Source organism: Agreia pratensis (assembly GCF_900177685.1).
GTDB classification, from domain to species: domain Bacteria; phylum Actinomycetota; class Actinomycetes; order Actinomycetales; family Microbacteriaceae; genus Agreia; species Agreia pratensis.
This window is the reverse complement of record NZ_FXAY01000004.1, coordinates 220,036-238,541: the sequence shown is the minus strand read 5'-3', so window position 1 is coordinate 238,541 and position 18,506 is coordinate 220,036. Positions and strand designations below refer to the sequence as shown.

Sequence of the window (18,506 nt, the reverse complement as noted above, 5' to 3'; positions counted from 1 at the left end):
ATGGATGCGAGGAATCGCCTCGTCCGTCACAAGCAGCCTGAGCGGTTCGACCGCCCTCTCTATCGGCCTCGGCCTCATTGCACTGCACATCGTTCTCGCGATCGTCGCACCGTGGATATCAGGGCACGACCCGATCTCGACCGATCCTTCAGTGGCCCTGACAGGCTCAACCTGGTCGCACTGGCTCGGTACCGACCAGTACGGCCGCGACATCCTGTCTCGTACTCTGAACGGCGGCCGATACGCGCTGCTCGTGACGTTCCTCGCCACGACTATCGCCGTCAGTATCGGCACCATTCTCGGGTGCGTCACTGCCTATGCAGACAACTGGTTCGATGAGGTTGTCATGCGCGTCGTGGATGCTCTGCTGGCGGTGCCCTCCATCCTCGCACTGCTCGTCGTCGTGACGGTCTTCAACTCCGGCCTCTGGGTGATCGTGCTCGCCGTGACCGTCGTCTACGCGCCGGCGGTCACGCGTGTCGTTCGCGGAGCGGCGCGCACCGTCATCACGCAGGACTACGTGACGGCAGCTCGAGCCCGCGGCGAGAAGCCACTGAGCATCGTCTTTCGCGAAATCCTGCCGAACGTGACCGACGTCGTACTCGTCGAATACGCGATGCGGGCATCCTGGATCGTGTTGCTTATCTCGACCCTCTCCTTTCTCGGCTTCGGCGCCAATCCGCCGACACCCGACTGGGGGCTCATGGTGCAGGAGAACCGGACAGCGCTGACTGTCGTGCCGATGGGCGCCCTTGCACCCGTTGTCGCCCTGGCAACCCTCGTAGTCGGCCTCAACCTCAGCGCCGACGGTCTGAGCAAATCGCTCGGCATCGACCGGGCGCAGAAGGGAGCCGTCTCGTGAGCGCCATCTCCGTCGGCACCACCGAGAACATCGTGCAGGTCGACGACCTCTCTATTTCCTATTCCGTCGGTCGCCACGACGTTCCCGTCGTGCGCGGCGTGAGCTTCGCCATCCGGCCCGGAGAGGCGCTCGGGCTCGTCGGAGAGAGCGGCAGCGGAAAGTCCACCGTTGCACGCACCCTGCTGGCGCATCTCCGGCGCGGTTCCACAATCGTCGGCGGCAGCGTCACCGTCGACGGCGCAGACGTCTTCTCACTGAATGACCGCGAGCGCCGCGCCCTCAGAGGCGGAACCGCCGCCATCGTCGCTCAAAACGCCGGCCAGGCGCTTACCCCATCGATGCGCGTCGGTCGGCAGCTGCGGGAAGCTCTGGAGAGCCATGGTCTCCCAGGCGGACACGACAGGGTGCTCGAGCTCGTTCGCCACGTGCGACTCCCCGACCCGGAGAGCATCATCGACCGTTACCCACATCAGCTCTCGGGCGGCCAGCAGCAGAGGATCGCCATAGCGATGGCGATCGCCTGCCGGCCCCGATTACTGGTTCTCGACGAGCCGACGACCGCGCTCGACGTCGTGACGCAGGCGGCAGCGCTCACCCTCATTCGCGATCTCGCGGTCGAGCTCGAGATGGCGATCCTGCTCGTGAGCCACGACCTGGGTGTGGTGTCGACCATGGCCGATGAGATCGCTGTGATGCGCGACGGGATCGTCGTAGAGCACAATACGACCGCCGAACTGTTCGCTCATCCACAGCACGATTACACGCGCGAGTTGCTGGCGAGCGTTCCGCGATCTCGTCGCGCCGAGATCGAGGCCGACACGACTCTCGATAAGACCGAGGTCGTTCCGGTCGTCGTGGCGCAGGATCTCGTGGTTCGCTACGCGCGGTCTCTCCCGGCGGCCGTCGATCACGTTTCCTTCGAGATCGGCCTGAGGGAGACGCTCGCGGTCGTGGGCGAGTCGGGCAGCGGAAAGTCGACTCTCGCGATGGCGATGGCCGGGCTCCTCCCGGCAGAGTCGGGGAGCTTCGCGTTCCACGGCTCCGACGGACTCGAAGGCGACCTCACGAAGCCCGTCGCGGGCCGTTCACTCGCCCTCCGCCGCTCGGTGCAGCTCATTTTTCAGAACGCCGACACCTCGCTGAACCCTCGCCGCACCGTCGGTGCAGCGATCGCGAGACCACTGCGGCTCTTCACCGGCAGCACCTCCAAGGATCGCGTCGCCGAGTTGCTCGTCGAGGTCGGCCTCACACCCGATTTCGCCAGTCGCCTCCCCGCCCAGCTCTCCGGAGGCCAACGCCAAAGGGTCGGGATCGCGCGGGCCCTCGCCGCAGGCGCCGACCTCATCATCGCCGACGAGATCACAACAGCTCTCGACGTGAGGGTGCAGGCCGGCGTGCTCGACCTGCTCACCGAGCTGCGCGATGCGAAGGGACTGAGCTGCCTCTTCATCAGCCATGACCTCGCTGTGGTGCGCGGCATCGCCGACAGGGTCGCTGTGATGACCGGCGGCCGGATCGTGGAGATCGCCTCGACCGAGGATCTCTTCCGCAGCCCGAATCATCCGTATACCCGGCAGCTGCTCGAAGCCACGCTCGATCCGGGCATGACCGAGCTGCCGGGCGTCGACGACGCCAAGCAGACATGGCGAGACGCAGACGGCTGGGACGACCACGGCAACGGGCACCGAACCAGGCGATGGGAGAGCGCATGACCGATCGCGAACAACATCAGGTGTCCGTGCGCGACGACTGGATCCCGATGCCCGACGGCACCCGTCTGCACGCGCGCATCTGGGCGCCTCGCGTCGAGCATCCCGTGCCGGTGCTGCTCGAATACCTTCCGTACCGGCTCGACGACTGGACTGCTCCCCGCGACAGCGAGCGTCATCCCTGGTACGCGGCCCACGGATACGCGTCAGTGCGCGTCGACATTCGTGGCACCGGTTCGTCTGACGGCCTCTTCGACGACGAGTATTCGGTGCAGGAACTCGACGACGGAATCGCGGTCATCGAGTGGCTCGCGAATCAGCCGTTCTCGACGGGAGCTGTGGGCGCGTTCGGAATCTCGTGGGGTGGATTCAACGCGTTGCAACTCGCTGGTCGGGCACCGGATGCCCTCAAGGCCATCGTCACCGTCTGTTCGACCGACGACCGCTACGACAACGATGTGCATTACATCGGTGGCGCCGTTCTCGGCATCGACATGGCGGCTTGGGGTGGAACCATGTTCGCGTTCAACTCGCGGCCACCGCGGCCGGAGGTCGTCGGCGCCGACTGGGTCGAGCGCTGGCGCGAGCGCCTCGAACACAACCGGCCGATGACTCCCGTGTGGCTCGCCCACCAGGAGCGCGACGACTACTGGAAGCACGGGAGCGTCTGCGAGGACTACGGCAGCATCCGAGCGGCCGTCCTGGCCGTCGGCGGCTGGGCTGACCCCTACCGTGACGCTGTGCTGCGTCTGGTCGAGAATATCGACGCGCCCGTGAAGGGCATCATCGGGCCATGGTCGCACCAGTATCCAGACCGCGGTCTCGCCCCGGGACCCGGCATCGGGTTCCTGCAGGAGAGCCTGCGCTGGTGGGACCGCTGGCTCCGCGGCGACGAGAACGGGGTCGAGGAACTACCCGCGCTTCGCGCCTGGATCAACAACTCCGAGCCCCCCGCCACGTACTACGCCGAACGAACTGGCCGCTGGGTCGCGGCTGAGGCCTGGCCATCGACTGCCACCAGCGATCGTGCCGTGCCGCTTTCTTCGCTGGTCGGAGGCGCTCACGGACCCGTCATTGTTCGGTCCCCTCAGAGCACGGGTCTCGACGCCGGACGATTCTTTCCGTTCGGCAATGCCACCGATCTGCCCACCGATCAACGTGCCGAAGATGGCCGCTCCGTCTGCTTCGATCTGCCCGTCGACGAGGCGTTCGACGTGCTCGGCTCGGTGGTGGTGAACCTGGCCGTGACGAGCGACGCCTCTCACGCACACGTCATCGTGCGGCTCTGCGATGTCGCTCCCGACGGCAGCTCGACGCTCGTCACCCGCGGCGTGCTCAACCTCGATAAGCGACACGGTCGCGACCGGGCCGACGCCCTCGAGCCGGGCGTCGAAGAGGATGCCCGGGTCGCCCTGGTCTCGACAGGCCATCGGTTCCCGGCCGGGCATCGCCTGCGGATCGCGGTCTCGTCGGCGTACTGGCCGTGGGTCTGGCCGCATCCGGTCGAGGCGACCCTCACGCTGCAGCCGGAACGCAGCAGGGTCTCGTTGCCCGTATGGACGCGCGCGACCGACGATGGGGTCGCGTTTGACCCTCCCGAGCACGCGGAGCCGCTCGCGATCCACCGGCTTCCGAACTCATCAGAACTGCCCCAACGCAGCGTCTCCTACGACGTTGAGACGGGCGAGTGGGTGCTGGATGTCGATCCCGGCTATGGAGGCGGCCGCGAGTACCCCGATGGCCTGGTCTTCACCGAGGACAGCCGCGAGACGTACCGCATCATCGACGGCGACCCGCTCTCGGCCTCGGCAGAGTCGCGCTGGGCGATCGGCCTAGAGAAGCCAGACTGGCGCGCCTGGCTCGAGACCACCTCGCGGGTGACGGCGGATGCGCATACGTTCCGCGTCGTCAATACCGTGCGCGCGTGGGCCCGTGACGGGGGTCCGGATGCCGAGGTGGAGCTGGTCTCCGAGCGTCACTTCGACGACATTGTGCCTCGGACCTCGGCATGACGAACACTGGTTCCGCCGCACCACGCAGAAAGCCCGCGGAACGCCGAGCGCTTATCGTGGAGGCGGCACGGAGGGTGATCCTGCGCGAGGGACTCGGAGCCACGCGCCTGCGGGACATCGCGCGTGAGGCAGACGTGTCGATCGGCACGGTGACCTATCACTTCGAGAGCGTCGCCGAGATCCTGAACGAGGTGGTCGTGCTCGAGACGGCTCGGTTCTACTCGTCGATCATCGAGGCTGTCGACGCCGAGGCCGACCCCATCATCGGAGTACGGCTTCTCATCGAACCGTTGTTCTCCGAAACGGCAGAGACCGGCGACCACTGGCGCCTGTGGTCGGACTACTGGACAGCCGTAGCCCGCAAGCCGGCGGTCGCGGCCGAATACGTGGAGCGCATCCGAATCTGGGAGGCGTGCCTCACCCGCACCCTGCAGCGCGGCGCCGACCAGGGCATCTTCGCGACGGACGACCCGGCTGGCCTCGCTCTGAAGCTCGCGGCATACAGCGATGGCCTGGCCACACAGCTGTCGCAGCACGCGCCCGGCCTCACGTCTGCCATCGCCCTCAGCTGGATGTGGCGGTTCATCGAACTGGAGACCGGGGCTCGGTTCGGGAACTGAGGGGCTTCCCCGACTAGACGTTGAAGCGGAACTCCACGACGTAGCCGTCTTGTCTAAAAGCGTCAGGTTGCACTCCCAGTGTCACTTTTCCCAATGTCCTCCGAACACATCGTTTGAGGTCTTCAAGTTCTCTTCGAGCGACCTCAGCAAGCCAACCTGATCCACACCCAGCGCCTCCGGACGCTTTTCTAGCCACACGGCCAATAGAAGATAGTACGACGCCAGGAACGCAAAGAAAGGATGCGTGTAGGTGCGGAGGCTTGCCGCGCTGCTTAGAAACGGTGAAAAAGAGGCGCCGTGGAAGCGCTCATTTCGAGTGGTGTACAGGAAGAGCGAAATCAGGATTCGCGCCCTCGAAGTTGTATCTAGTCGAAAATCACCGACGCCGCCCAAAGTTAAGGTGTCACCTCGCAGAGCACGCCGGAGGAGAAGCGCACCCTTCCTGCGCGAATCAAATTCGCCGTCCCCGTAGGCACCTTTTAGATGATCCAAGAGTTGGCGAATAGTCGAGTCTGTCGAGTAGAGCATTCTGTTCGTAAGCCCATTATCGGCAGTTTCATCCACCACATCTGTAACGGTTCGTGCAAAGAGATACTCACAAGACTGGACTGGGAAGCTCTCGCACAACCGCTCGACTATTTCCGAATCGAGAATCGCGGCGGTGGCTTTTAGACGGTCCGTGGCGTTTCCGTTGGAAACTTCTTTAGTCTCAAGTTCGAAGGCCTTCCAAGTCGAATCGAAAGCAATGTCCACGCGCCAGGGAAGGGAATCGAAGGCGTCTATTAGATAGCTCAACTCACGATGGAAAGTGACTGAATCGACGTCGTTTGTATTTACTGGCTTAAAGAAAGTGGTGGACCTCTCTGCAACCCTATCCGCGAATGCCTTCTCGATCGGTAACTGGGAGCGCCGCTCTAACACACCAACCTCAGTCCATCGTGCGATCGCACGGAGTCGTTCCTGCCGATGATGCGTTACGTCGTAAACCATGGGGCCACGCTATCAACTCCATCCTCCGGCACGTCGATCAATCGAGCTAGGCCACCCAGCTCGATGGCGCTGAGACGGCGACGGAACTCCGTCGCCAGTACGTAGTTGGTCGAACCGCTGAACACGACACCGATGCCAGCGGGGATGGCCTTCGCAGCCGTTCTTGCAGAAAGGTCAGCCCGACCTGTTTGATTATCTCCATAGTGTCAGGAGGACCGGGCTCTCGATGTCCTGAAACACGAGGTTCTCGGTCACTTCAGAACCTCAGACGTTGAAGCGGAACTCCACCACGTCGCCGTCCTGCATCACGTAGTCCTTACCCTCGATGCGGGCCTTGCCCTTCGCGCGGGCCTCGGCGATCGAGCCGGTCTCCACGAGGTCTTCGAAGCCGATGACCTCAGCTTTGATGAAGCCCTTCTCGAAGTCGGTGTGGATCACGCCGGCGGCCTGAGGCGCCTTCGCGCCCTTCGGAATCGTCCAGGCGCGGGTCTCTTTCGGGCCAGCGGTGAGATAGGTCTGCAGTCCGAGCGTGTCGAAGCCGATGCGGGCGAGCTGGTCGAGGCCGCTCTCCTCTTGGCCGGTCGACTCGAGCAGCTCAGCAGCGTCGGCCGGGTCAAGGTCGATGAGCTCCGACTCGAGCTTGGCATCGAGGAAGATCGCGTGCGCCGGGGCGACCAGAGCGGCGAGCTCATCGAGCTTTGCCTTGTCGCCCAGAACACCCTCGTCGATGTTGAACACGTAGATGAACGGCTTGGCCGTCAGCAGTCCGAGCTCGCGGATCGGCTCGAGGTCGACCGTCGAGGCCGACAACGGCTTGCCCGTGTCGAGCCACTCGCGCGCAGCCTTGACGGCGACGAGAGTCGAGGGGTCGGCCTTCTTGCCCTTGACCTCTTTCTCGAAGCGAGCTTCCGCCTTCTCGAGGGTCTGGAGATCGGCGAGGATCAGCTCGGTGTTGATGGTCTCGAGGTCGCTCGCGGCGTCGACCTTACCGTCGACGTGCACCACGTCTTCGTCGGTGAATCCGCGCACGACCTGGGCGATCGCATCCGCTTCACGGATGTTCGCGAGGAACTTGTTGCCGAGGCCTTCGCCCTCGCTCGCACCCTTGACGATGCCGGCGATGTCGACGAATGACACAGGGGCAGGCAGGATGCGCTCGCTTCCGAAGATCTCGGCCAGAGCGGCGAGCCGCGCGTCGGGCAGATTGACGACACCCACGTTCGGCTCGATGGTCGCGAACGGGTAGTTCGCCGCGAGCACCTGATTCTTGGTCAGGGCGTTGAACAGGGTGGACTTGCCGACATTGGGCAGACCGACGATTGCAATAGTGAGAGCCACGAGCATCCATCGTACTTGCCCGGCGCGCGGCTGCCTTCGAAACGACGGTCGGTGCCGCATGAGAGCATCGATATGTGCCCCTGAATTTCACTGCCATCGACTTCGAGACCGCCAACTCCTATCGCGAATCCGCATGTTCGGTGGGTCTGGTCAAGGTGCGCGACGGCGTGGTCGTCGACGAGACGTCGTGGTTCATCAAGCCGCAAGACGGCTTCGACGAGTTCTTGCCCTGGAACACGAAGATCCACGGCATCTACAGCGAAGACGTACAAGACGCCCGCGGCTGGGAGGAGCAGCTCGACGAACTCGTCGACTTCGTCGGAGACGATCACTTCGTGGCCCACAATGCGGCGTTCGACATGGCCGTCATCCGCGCGGCGAGTGCGGCAGCCCGCGTGGAATGCCCGCCGAACGCCTACGCCTGCAGCCTGCAGATCGCCCGCAAAACGTACTCACTCGACTCGTATCGTCTGCCCGTGGCGGCCATGGCGGCGGGCTTCGAAGACTTCAGGCACCACGATGCGCTGGCGGATGCCGAGGCGTGCGCGGCGATCATCATCCATGCGGCCGAACGTCACGAGGTGAACTCGATCGAGACGCTTGCCGGTGCCGCCGGGGTCAAGATCTCGCAGCTGCGACCGGCGCTCGTCGCCCCGGTTAGCTGACGCGCGGCCGATTCTTCCAACGATGTCGGGGGCCGGTGCGAGACTTCCGGCATGGATCCCATATTCGCTCTGGTGCTCGGTCTGCTCATCGGCGTGGCGCTTGGCGGCGCCATCGGCTGGATGCTTCGCGCGAGCCGCATTCCGCAGGTCGACCCCAGGCCCATGGCTGAGCTTCAGGCCCGCTCCGCAGCGGCCGAGGCGACCATCGCGGGTCTGCACGAACAGCTCGAGTTGCAGGTCGGGCGCATCGGCGAGTTCCAGCAGCGAATCCGCGAGATGAGCGAGGCCGAGGCCGAGCGGGTGAGTTCCGACGGCCGTGTGCTCGTCGCCCTCAGCCCCGTCGCCGAGAGCCTGCGTCTGGTGCAGCGCAAGGTCTCCGAGCTCGAGGAGCAGCGACAGAAGCAGCACGGCGAACTCAGCGAACAGCTGCGCAGCGCGACCGAGTCGGAAGAGAGGCTGAGGAGCACGGCTGAGTCACTCGCCTCGGCTCTGAGGTCGAACAGCACGCGCGGCGTGTGGGGCGAGACACAGCTTCGCCGGGTTGTCGAGGCCGCCGGGCTGATCGAGCGCGTCGACTTCGATGTTCAGACAAGCATCGTGGGCACGTCAGGAGCCGGCCGGCCCGATATGGTGGTGCATCTTCCCGGCGGCAAGAACATCGCCGTCGACGCGAAGGTGCCGTTCGACGCATACCTCGAGGCGAGTCTGATCCCCGCCACCGCAACAGGGGTCGACGGCGCCGAGAGAGACCGACTGATGAAGCGCCACGTGAAGGCGGTGCGAGACCACATCACGACGCTGAGCAACAAGGGCTACTGGACTGGGCTCGAGGCCTCCCCCGAACTTGTCATCGCCTTCATCCCCAGTGAGTCGCTCGTGTCGAGCGCGCTCGAGGCCGACCCCAGCATCATGGAGTTCGCGTTCTCGCGCAAAGTCGCGCTGGCATCGCCCGTCACGCTGTGGTCGGTGCTGAAGACGGTGGCCTACAGCTGGCAGCAAGACGTGCTCACCCACGACGCGAAGGTGCTCTTCGATTTGAGCCGTGAGTTGTATACGCGCCTGGCCACAACCGCCACCCATGCTGAGAAGCTCGGTCGCTCGATCGAACGCAGTGTGCGCGATTACAACTCGTTCGTGGGCTCACTCGAACGACAGGTGTTCCCGACCGCGCGAAAGCTCAACGCTCTCGACGAATCGACGGTTCTCGGCGTGCTCCCCACGATCGAAGAACAGCGCCGAGAGCTGTCGAGCTACGAACTCGTCGCCGAATTAGAGAAGAGCGATCCCGCAGCCTAGAACCGTAGAGGGCTAGAACCGTCGAGGGCTAGAACCGTCGAGGCCTAGAACCACTTGTCGGCGATGTGGTCGGCCACGATCCGGCGGATAGTGCCCGAACGGCTGCGCAGAACCAGGCTCTCTGTGCGAATCACGGGGCCCTTCTTGCGCACACCGGCCACCAGGCCGCCATCCGTCACACCTGTCGCCACGAACATGGTGTTGTTGCCCTTCACCAGGTCGTCTGCCTCGTAGATGCGGTCGACGTCGAGTCCGGCGTCGATCGCACGCTGGCGCTCCTCGTCGGTCTTGGGCAGCAGACGCCCCTGAATGAGCCCGCCGAGCGCCTTGATGGCACAGGCCGTGACGATGCCCTCCGGGCTGCCACCGACTCCGACGCACATGTCTGTTCTGGTCTCGTAGCGGGCGGCGTTGATGCCGCCTGCGACGTCGCCATCCAGCAGCAGGCGGGTTCCTGCACCGGCGGCGCGAATCTCTTCGATAAGGCCGAGATGGCGGGGACGGTCGAGCACGGCGACCTTGATGTCCGAGACGTCTTTGCCCTTCGCCTTGGCCAGTGCGCGGATGTTGTCGCCGATCGGCCGGTCGATGTCGATCACGCCGATGCCCTCAGGACCGGTGACGATCTTGTCCATGTAGAACACGCTCGATGCGTCGAGCATGGTGCCTCGGTCGGAGACGGCAATGACGGAGAGGGCGTTCTGGCGGCCCGCCGCGGTGAGGCTCGTTCCGTCGATCGGATCGACGGCGATGTCGCAGGCAGGCCCACGGCCGTTGCCCACATGCTCGCCGTTGAAGAGCATCGGCGCTTCGTCTTTCTCGCCCTCGCCGATCACGACCACGCCGTCGAAGTTGACCGTCGTGAGGAACGCGCGCATCGCGTCGACCGCGGCTCCGTCGGCGGCGAGCTTGTCACCGCGACCGATGAACGGGTACGCGCGGATGGAGGCGGCTTCGGTGGCACGCACAAGCTCCATGGCGAGGTTGCGGTCGGGGTGAAGGTAGAGAGCGTCGTTTTCGGTATTCGTCATTGCAGACCTCACAGAATTCGTTGCCACGTGACGGCTCCTGTCGCGCGTCATCGCCTGGCCCCTCCAGAGTACCGGTGGGCATCTGATGACCCTCCCCTAGGATGAAGTCGCGTAGACACAAGGAGAAATCATGCCCATCGCAACGCCTGACCAGTACGCCCAGATGCTCGACACCGCGAAGGCGAAGGGATTCGCCTATCCCGCGTTCAACGTGTCGTCGTCGCAGACCCTCAACGCCGTTCTTCAGGGCCTCACCGAGGCCGAGTCCGACGGAATCATCCAGGTGACCACGGGCGGCGCAGACTACTTCGCCGGCCACACCCGCAGCGGCGCCCGCGCCACGGGAGCCCTCGCGTTCGCTGCGTTCGCGCACGAGGTCGCCAAGAACTACCCGGTGACCGTCGCACTGCACACCGACCACTGCCCGAAGAACGCGCTCGAGAGCTTCGTACTCCCGCTCATCGCGGCGTCCGAGGCCGAGGTCAAGGCCGGTCGCAACCCGATCTTCCAGTCGCACATGTGGGACGGCTCGGCTGTTCCTCTCGCCGAGAACCTCGAGATCGCTCAGGACATGATCGCGCGCACCCGCGCCATCAACGCCATCCTCGAGGTCGAGATCGGCGTCGTCGGCGGCGAGGAAGACGGCGTCAGCCACGACATCAACGAGCACCTCTACACCACCGTCGACGATGCGATCGCGACCGTCGAGGCTCTCGGACTCGGAGACAAGGGTCGCTACATGGCTGCTCTCACCTTCGGCAACGTGCACGGCGTCTACAAGCCGGGCAACGTCAAGCTGCGCCCCGAGCTGCTCAAAGAGATCCAGGACGGCGTTCAGGCGAAGTACGGAACCGGCCCTCTGCCGTTCGACCTCGTCTTCCACGGCGGATCTGGCTCGACCGACGCCGAGATCTCCGAGGCCGTCGCGAACGGCGTCATCAAGATGAACATCGACACCGACACCCAGTACGCCTTCAGCCGCTCGGTGGCCGACACCGTGCTCAAGAACTACGACGGCTTCCTCAAGGTCGACGGCGAGGTCGGCAACAAGAAGGTCTACGACCCGCGTTCGTGGGGAAAGCTCGCCGAGACGGCCATGGCCGCTCGCGTCATCGAGTCGACCCACCAGCTCGGCTCCGCCGGCAACGCAGGCAAGTAGGCTCAGGCGACTATGGCAGACGACCGACCCACTCCTCGTTACGGCGAACTCGCACCCGAGGGGTGGGTCTGGTCGCCTCCCGCAGATCCTCACGAGACCGAGACCGAGACCGAAGGCACGGCTCCGGATGGGGCTGACGCCGATAAAGCGGCCTCGCACCGGAACGACGCTGAAGGCGCAGCATCGGGAACAGCCCCGCCCGCTCCTTACCGCGTCCTCGATGCCTCGATCTCCGTGTTCCTGCTCGTGACCGCGGTGATGACGAGTTCATCGAGCGTGCCGTCGCTCTTCGATCTGCGCAGCACGCTCGAGATGTTCTACTCGGACCGCGGCCTGGGCGAGTACGGCGGCGGCTCAGCCGTCGACATCGCGGGGGCCATCGCCGCGATCGCGCAGCTCGTTCTGCTCGCCGCGACCATCTGGCTCACCGTTCGTCTCATCGGGCAGAGACGGCGTTCGTGGCCCGTTCCTCTGCTCATGGGTGCCCTCGCCATGATCGCGACGATCGCGTGCGTTGCTGTGGCGCTCGTGGCAGATCCGGGATTGATCTCGAACCTCAGCGCTACCTGAGCGGGTTCGACTACTCGGAGTCGGACTGCTCCGCACCCGACCGGCGTCCGCCCAGCGCTCGGGCTTCGTTCTTGCCTGTCATGTCTTTGCGCAGCTCTTTCGGAAGCGAGAAGATCAGGTCTTCTTCGGCCGTGATCACGGTCTCGATGTCGCCGTAGCCGGCGCCGGCAAGCTCGTCGAGAAGATCCTGCACGAGCACCTCGGGCACGGAGGCGCCGCTCGTGACGCCAACGGTGTTCACGCCGTCGAGCCACTCCTGCTTGACCTCGTGTGCATAGTCGACGCGGTAGGCAGCCTTGGCGCCGTATTCAAGGGCAACCTCGACGAGACGCACGGAGTTGGACGAGTTGGCTGAGCCGACGACGATGACCAGATCGGCGTTCTTGGCGACCTTCTTGATGGCAACCTGACGATTCTGTGTGGCGTAGCAGATGTCGTCGCTCGGCGGGTCCTGCAGATTCGGAAAACGTGCGCGGAGCCTATTGACCGTTTCCATCGTCTCGTCGACCGACAGGGTGGTCTGCGACAGCCATACGACCTTGTCGGGATCGCGAACGACCACGGTGTCGGCCTCGTCGGGGCTGCCGACCAGTGTCGTGTGCTCGGGAGCTTCTCCAGCCGTGCCTTCGACTTCTTCGTGACCTTCGTGCCCGATCAGCAGGATCTCGAAGTCGTCCCGCGCGAAACGCACGGCCTCACGGTGCACCTTGGTGACGAGCGGACACGTGGCATCGATGGCCTGAAGACCACGATCGGCGGCACCCTGCACGACGGCGGGCGACACTCCGTGGGCGCTGAAAACGACGTGGGCGCCCGGCGGAACCTCATCGACTTCCTCGACGAAGATCGCTCCGCGCTTCTCGAGGGTCTGAACGACGTGGATGTTGTGCACGATCTGCTTGCGCACATACACAGGGGCACCGTAGTGCTCGAGCGCTTTTTCGACGGCGACGACGGCGCGGTCTACTCCTGCACAGTAGCCTCGGGGTGCTGCAAGCAGCACCTTCTTCTCCCCGGTGACGGGGGTATCCTTTAGCCTGTTTCTTACGCCGGGAATCCTCGGCATCGGCAGACTTATAGTGGCTTGGCTCACCCCTCCATGGTAACCGTGAAAACTCGGTGGTCGGCCGTCGCAGAACCACGCGCAGGGAGCACCCGCATGACAGACGCCCCACAGGCCGACGCCCCGGCGACTCTCGAGAACCCGTGGCCGGTCGCGTTGCTCTCGAGCAAGATCAAGGGTTACATCGAAAGACTCGGCACCGCATGGGTCGAGGGCCAGATCACGCAGTGGGGCGTTTCGGGCTCGAATGTCTACGGAAAACTGCGTGACGTGACCGACGACGTCACCATCGGGTTCACGATCTGGTCGAGCGTTCGCGGCCGCATTCCCGACGATCTCAAGCAGGGCGACCGCGTCGTCGCGCTCGTGAAGCCGAACTACTGGCTCAAGGGCGGCACCCTCACGATGCAGGTCTTCGAGATGCGCCACGTGGGGCTCGGAGACCTGCTCGAGCGGCTCGAACGTCTGCGGCGACAGCTCGCATCCGAGGGCCTCTTCGACGCCTCGAGAAAAAAGCGCCTTCCGTTCCTGCCGCACTGCGTAGGGCTGATCACCGGCAAAGACAGCGATGCCGAGAAAGACGTGCTCCGCAACGCTCAACTCCGCTGGCCGTCGGTAGAGTTCCGCGTCGTGCACGCAGCCGTGCAGGGCGAACGCACGCCGCGCGAAGTCATCTCCGCCATCCAGCAGCTCGACGCCGACCCCGAGGTCGACGTCATCATCATCGCCCGAGGCGGCGGCGACTTCCAGAACCTCCTCGGCTTCAGCGACGAGGGCGTGGTGCGTGCTGCGGCCGCGGCGTCGACCCCGATCGTCAGCGCCATCGGTCACGAGGCCGACCGCCCTCTGCTCGACGATGTGGCAGACCTGCGCGCATCCACCCCCACAGACGCCGCGAAACGCGTCGTGCCCGATGTCGCCGAAGAATTGTCCCGGGTTCTGCAGGCGAGAGCTCGCCTCGGAGTGCGGGTGAATCACGTCATCAAGAACGAGATCGACCGGCTGGCCCAGTTACGAAGCCGGCCCGTGCTCGCTAGCTCGAGTTGGCTCATCGATGTGCGCAGCGAAGAACTCACTCGCTACGTCGCCCGTGGCAGCGAACTGGCGTCTCGGGTCGTCGAGCGCGCAGACGACAGCACCCGTCAACTCGTGGCGCATCTGCGCGCCCTCTCTCCCCAGCGCACCCTCGATCGCGGATACGCCATCGTTCAGCGCGACGACGCCTCGATCGTTCGCGGTCGAGACGAGGCGCCGAGCGGCGCCAACCTCACCATCACCGTCTCCGACGGTGCGATCGGCGCAACATCGACAGGTGCTCGCAGCCTCTCCGCAGCCGCCGCCCCCTCCACCGCAGAATAAGATTGGAATCATGCCCTCCACAGCGACAACCCCGTCGACCGATGACATCGACGCTCTGAGCTATGAGCAGGCTCGTGACGAACTCGTTCGCGTCGTCACCGAACTCGAGCAGGGCTCGTCGACGCTGGAGCAGTCACTCGCCCTGTGGGAGCGAGGCGAGGCGCTCGCACGCCGATGCGAGCAATGGCTCATCGGGGCCAAAGCCCGCCTCGATGCCGCCCGCCAGTCGGTCGCCGAGTAGAGGTGGCGCGCCGCGAACCGAAGCCCCGCCCCATCGTGGCGGAACTCGGAAGACCCGAGACACCCGAAGAAGAAGCGGCCCGCAAGGCTCAGAACTCCAAGAACTACCGTGACAGCAAGACGATCCGCAATCTCTGGGTGGCCGTTGGCGTCACCGTCGCCATCGTTGCTCTTATGATCTTCATCGTCCCGCGAGACGACTCCTCTCGGCTTCAATCGATCGACTACCGATCTGTTGCGGTCAGCGCGCAGCGCACGCTTCCCGTTCCGCTGGCCGTCCCCGAGCTGCCCGACACCTGGTCGTCGAATGTGGCCGAGATCCGCACAGCGAGCCTCGACGGCGTGACCTCGTGGTTCATCGGCCTCATCACTCCGTCGAAGCAGTTCCTCTCGATCACCCAGGCGGTCGACGCGAACCCGAGCTGGCTTGTCAACGAGATGCAACAGACGATTCCGACAGGTACCGTCAACATCGACGGAATCGACTGGATCGTCTACGACAACCGAGACTCCGACCGCGATGTCGGCAACGTCGAATATGCACTGACAACCGAGTCGGGTCGCAGCACGTTCATCGTGGCCGGAACGGCCACGCCCGAAGAAGCAGCGGCACTGGCGTCCACCATCACGACCACCATCGAAAAACAGACGACCGAGGCGACATCATGAACGATTCCTCCCTTACACCCGCCAAGATCTGGGGCGAGATGGTGCGCGGCAACGAGCGCTTCATCAACGGCACGCCGCGCCACCCGCGCCAGGATGTCGAGCGCCGACACCAGATCGCCGCCGGCCAGGCACCCCGAGCCGCGCTGTTCGGCTGCAGTGATTCTCGACTCGCCGCCGAGATCATCTTCGACAAGGGTCTCGGCGACCTCTTCGTTGTGCGCAACGCCGGCCAGGTGATCTCCGACTCCGTGCTCGGCAGTCTCGAGTACGCCGTCGGTGTGCTCGGGGTGCCGCTCATCGTCGTATTGGGCCACGATGAGTGCGGTGCCGTGGCTGCTGCGATCGAGTCGGTCGGGCCGGATGCGCCGCCGCTGCCCGTGCACATCCGCGGCATCATCGAGAAGATCACTCCCGCGGTGCATGCCGCCGAGCACCAGGGAGGCGACACGGCAGAGGCCGTCGACCCCCATGAGGTCGGTCGGCTGCACCTGCGAGACACCGTGCGCGAGCTCCTCGAGACCTCCGAGTTGATCAGTGAGGCCGTAGCCGAGGGCCGGCTCGCGATCGTGGGCGCCAACTATCGGCTGGCCGAAGGTCGAGCGGTTGCCGACCTCGTGATCGGCAACGTCTAGCCGCGCTCGGGCCCCACTCCTTTCACAGATCTCACGACCACGACGTTTCAGACCCACACACCGCGCCCACAAGGCGAAACATAGGAAGGCAGGCCACACAGTGGTGGACACAGCAACCGGAACAAACGGAACAGAGCAGTTCCGAATCGAGCACGACACGATGGGCGAGGTGCGCGTACCCATCAACGCCAAGTACGGCGCGCAGACACAGCGCGCGGTCGAGAACTTTCCCGTCTCAGGTGCCGGGCTCGAATCGGCGCAGATCTCAGCGCTGGCTCGCATCAAGAAGGCCGCCGCGCTCGCCAACGCACAGCTGGGGGTTCTCGACCGGTCAATCGCCGACGCCATCGCGTCGGCGGCCGACGAGGTGATCTCGGGGTCACTCGACGGCGAGTTCCCCATCGACGTGTACCAGACGGGTAGCGGCACCTCGTCGAACATGAACATGAACGAGGTGCTCAGCACTCTCGCCACGGCCCGACTCGGCAGCCCGGTCCACCCCAACGACCATATCAATGCCTCACAGTCGTCGAACGATGTCTTCCCCACCTCCGTGCACGTCGCCGTCACGGCTGCCCTCATCGGTCAGCTGCTGCCAGCTCTCGACCACCTCGCTACCGCTCTCGAGGCCAAGGCCGAGCTGTGGAAGTCTGCGGTCAAGGCTGGGCGCACGCACCTCATGGACGCCACTCCGGTGACGCTCGGACAGGAGTTCGGCGGTTACGCCATGCAGATCAGGCTCGGCATAGAACGAGTACAGTCTGCGCTCCCCCGCGTGGCCGAAGTTCCTCTGGGCGGCACGGCTGTCGGAACGGGCATCAACACGCCCGCCGGCTTCCCCCAGCTCGTCATCCGACTGCTGGCCGAAGAAACAGGCCTGCCGATCACCGAGGCCCGCGATCACTTCGAGGCCCAGGGCGCCCGCGATTCGCTGGTCGAGGCATCCGGCGCCCTTCGGGTGCTCGCAGTGAGCCTCACCAAGATCTGCAATGACCTCCGCTGGATGGGCTCGGGCCCCAATGCGGGTCTCGGTGAACTGCACATCCCCGACCTGCAGCCCGGGTCGTCGATCATGCCAGGCAAGGTCAACCCGGTCATCCCTGAGGCCGTTCTCATGGTCTGCTCCCGAGTCATCGGCAACGACGCAAGCATCGCTTGGTCGGGCGCCTCTGGTGCCTTCGAGCTCAACGTCGCCATTCCGGTCATGGGAACCGCTCTGCTCGAGTCGATCCGGCTGTTGTCGAACTCCTCGGTGCTGCTCGCCGACAAGACCGTGTCGGGGCTCGAAGCCAATCTCGACCGTGCGCGCGCCCTGGCAGAGTCGTCTCCCTCCATCGTCACGCCGCTCAACCGCATCATCGGCTATGAGGCTGCCGCCAAGATCGCCAAGCACTCCGTCGCCAACAAGGTGACCGTGCGTGAGGCCGTCATCGACCTCGGATTCGTGGAGCGGGGCGAGGTGACCCTCGAGCAGCTCGACAAGGCTCTCGACGTGCTCTCGATGACGGCGCCGCCGTCAGCCTGACCTGACCCGAAATAGTCCAGCACGAGGCCGTCCGATCCCGCACCAGCCTGCGGCTCGGGCGGCCTCGTGCCTGTACAGGGCTCTACGACACGTGGCGTCACGTCACCGACGCTCGCCAGATACCGGTAAGCGCGTTCAGGACGACCACTGTCCAGAAAGCACACAGCAGCAGAGGGCCAAAAGCTATGCGCCTCCGGCGCTGATCACGGCGTCTCAGTAAGAGAGCCGCCGAGTACCCTCCGCCGAGAAAGAATGCGAGCATCAGCGCCGAGACGGCGAGAAGCGGCGATACCAGCGACAGGCATCCGGTCATCACGACGCTCAATTTCACGTCGCCCATGCCCAGCCCTCCCACGAGGTTGAGCACCAGCATGACGGCCGTGACGATCGTGGTCGTCACGAGAGCGTTCACGGCGAGCTCCCCCGAAGCCACACCTGCCCAGCCCCCGTCGATGAGCATGGCCCCGAGCCCCGGCACGACCAATACATTCGGCAGCCGTCTCAGGCGCAGGTCGATGACCACCAGGCTCGGAGTCACCAGCGCAAGCCACGCGAGCGTCACGATGCTCGGCGCGATCCCAACAGACCCGAACGACAGACAGAGCAACAGGCCCGCGATCGCAGCGTGAGACGGATGCGCGCCCTGCACGACCTCGGCCAGACCGATGCTGTGTCGCGGGAGCCGCTCCGAGGTCATGCGCCCCACGGTAACGGGATGCGGGGCGTTTCGTCAGAAGTTATCCACAAGGGACTCCCTCAGGCGAGC

The 18,506-nt window shown here is 64.8% G+C and carries 18 protein-coding genes; 13 read left to right on the top strand and 5 right to left on the bottom strand.

All coding sequences use genetic code 11. The annotated features are described in order from the left end of the window. Positions 1–4: 4 nt before the first annotated feature. From B9Y86_RS13240 to B9Y86_RS13225, 4 genes are read left to right on the top strand one after another with little or no spacing between them, the layout of a single operon-like run. Positions 5–862 carry an ABC transporter permease gene (locus tag B9Y86_RS13240; protein ID WP_139824909.1) on the top strand — a complete coding sequence of 286 codons (858 nt, stop codon included), beginning with the start codon at positions 5–7 and terminating at the stop codon, positions 860–862. After that, positions 859–2,574: a dipeptide ABC transporter ATP-binding protein gene (locus tag B9Y86_RS13235; RefSeq protein WP_085486807.1), complete on the top strand. Its 1,716-nt coding sequence runs from the start codon at positions 859–861 to the stop codon at positions 2,572–2,574. Before B9Y86_RS13240 ends, B9Y86_RS13235 begins: the two co-directional genes overlap by 4 nt. Continuing rightward, on the top strand, positions 2,571–4,583 hold the full coding sequence (locus tag B9Y86_RS13230; RefSeq protein ID WP_085486952.1) for a CocE/NonD family hydrolase: 2,013 nt from the start codon (positions 2,571–2,573) through the stop codon (positions 4,581–4,583). The genes B9Y86_RS13235 and B9Y86_RS13230 overlap by 4 nt, the downstream gene beginning before the upstream one ends. After that, positions 4,580–5,203, top strand: a complete 624-nt coding sequence (locus tag B9Y86_RS13225; protein WP_085486805.1) for a TetR/AcrR family transcriptional regulator — start codon at positions 4,580–4,582, stop codon at positions 5,201–5,203. The genes B9Y86_RS13230 and B9Y86_RS13225 overlap by 4 nt, the downstream gene beginning before the upstream one ends. An 81-nt stretch (positions 5,204–5,284) precedes the next feature. On the opposite strand, the gene B9Y86_RS13220 is transcribed toward B9Y86_RS13225, so the two are convergent. Next, positions 5,285–6,193, bottom strand: coding sequence for a hypothetical protein (locus B9Y86_RS13220; protein WP_139824892.1), 909 nt, complete (start codon positions 6,191–6,193; stop codon positions 5,285–5,287). A gap of 264 nt (positions 6,194–6,457) precedes the next feature. Continuing rightward, entirely contained in the window at positions 6,458–7,531 is a 1,074-nt protein-coding gene (gene ychF / locus B9Y86_RS13215; RefSeq protein WP_085486950.1) for a redox-regulated ATPase YchF, read from the bottom strand. A gap of 74 nt (positions 7,532–7,605) precedes the next feature. Here ychF and B9Y86_RS13210 point away from each other — a divergent pair, with 74 nt between their 5' ends. Together B9Y86_RS13210 and B9Y86_RS13205 are read left to right on the top strand one after the other, a co-directional pair. Further along, positions 7,606–8,196: an exonuclease domain-containing protein gene (locus tag B9Y86_RS13210; protein WP_085486801.1), complete on the top strand. Its 591-nt coding sequence runs from the start codon at positions 7,606–7,608 to the stop codon at positions 8,194–8,196. A gap of 51 nt (positions 8,197–8,247) precedes the next feature. Then, complete coding sequence (locus B9Y86_RS13205) at positions 8,248–9,492, top strand: DNA recombination protein RmuC (RefSeq protein WP_085486799.1); 1,245 nt, start codon at positions 8,248–8,250, stop codon at positions 9,490–9,492. A gap of 44 nt (positions 9,493–9,536) precedes the next feature. On the opposite strand, the gene glpX is transcribed toward B9Y86_RS13205, so the two are convergent. Beyond that, positions 9,537–10,523 (bottom strand): class II fructose-bisphosphatase, encoded by a 987-nt coding sequence (gene glpX / locus B9Y86_RS13200; protein WP_085486797.1) that lies wholly within the window; start codon positions 10,521–10,523, stop codon positions 9,537–9,539. 130 nt (positions 10,524–10,653) lie between these two features. Between glpX and fbaA the strand changes: the two genes are divergently transcribed. Together fbaA and B9Y86_RS13190 are read left to right on the top strand one after the other, a co-directional pair. Continuing rightward, positions 10,654–11,682 (top strand): class II fructose-bisphosphate aldolase, encoded by a 1,029-nt coding sequence (gene fbaA / locus B9Y86_RS13195; protein ID WP_085486795.1) that lies wholly within the window; start codon positions 10,654–10,656, stop codon positions 11,680–11,682. Positions 11,683–11,694: 12 nt separating this feature from the next. Continuing rightward, entirely contained in the window at positions 11,695–12,252 is a 558-nt protein-coding gene (locus tag B9Y86_RS13190) for a DUF6264 family protein (protein WP_085486793.1), read from the top strand. Positions 12,253–12,262: 10 nt separating this feature from the next. On the opposite strand, the gene B9Y86_RS13185 is transcribed toward B9Y86_RS13190, so the two are convergent. Then, entirely contained in the window at positions 12,263–13,318 is a 1,056-nt protein-coding gene (locus B9Y86_RS13185; RefSeq protein WP_085486791.1) for a 4-hydroxy-3-methylbut-2-enyl diphosphate reductase, read from the bottom strand. A gap of 93 nt (positions 13,319–13,411) precedes the next feature. Here B9Y86_RS13185 and xseA point away from each other — a divergent pair, with 93 nt between their 5' ends. The 5 genes from xseA to B9Y86_RS13160 all read left to right on the top strand — a co-directional run bounded on the left by xseA (position 13,412) and on the right by B9Y86_RS13160 (position 17,740). Further along, entirely contained in the window at positions 13,412–14,674 is a 1,263-nt protein-coding gene (gene xseA, locus B9Y86_RS13180; RefSeq protein ID WP_139824891.1) for an exodeoxyribonuclease VII large subunit, read from the top strand. 10 nt (positions 14,675–14,684) lie between these two features. Continuing rightward, a complete protein-coding gene (locus B9Y86_RS13175) occupies positions 14,685–14,915 on the top strand; it encodes an exodeoxyribonuclease VII small subunit (protein ID WP_085486787.1) in 231 nt (76 codons plus the stop codon). A 2-nt stretch (positions 14,916–14,917) separates the two neighbouring features. Next, positions 14,918–15,583, top strand: a complete 666-nt coding sequence (locus B9Y86_RS13170; protein WP_085486785.1) for a DUF4245 domain-containing protein — start codon at positions 14,918–14,920, stop codon at positions 15,581–15,583. Continuing rightward, the gene (locus B9Y86_RS13165; protein WP_085486783.1) at positions 15,580–16,215 is read left to right on the top strand and encodes a carbonic anhydrase; all 636 of its coding nucleotides are present in this window, start codon (positions 15,580–15,582) and stop codon (positions 16,213–16,215) included. The genes B9Y86_RS13170 and B9Y86_RS13165 overlap by 4 nt, the downstream gene beginning before the upstream one ends. 100 nt (positions 16,216–16,315) lie before the next feature. After that, positions 16,316–17,740, top strand: a complete 1,425-nt coding sequence (locus B9Y86_RS13160) for a class II fumarate hydratase (RefSeq protein WP_085486781.1) — start codon at positions 16,316–16,318, stop codon at positions 17,738–17,740. 97 nt (positions 17,741–17,837) lie between these two features. Here the strand turns inward: B9Y86_RS13160 and B9Y86_RS13155 are convergent, their stop codons facing one another. Then, entirely contained in the window at positions 17,838–18,437 is a 600-nt protein-coding gene (locus tag B9Y86_RS13155) for a prepilin peptidase (protein ID WP_085486779.1), read from the bottom strand. Positions 18,438–18,506 lie beyond the last annotated feature (69 nt).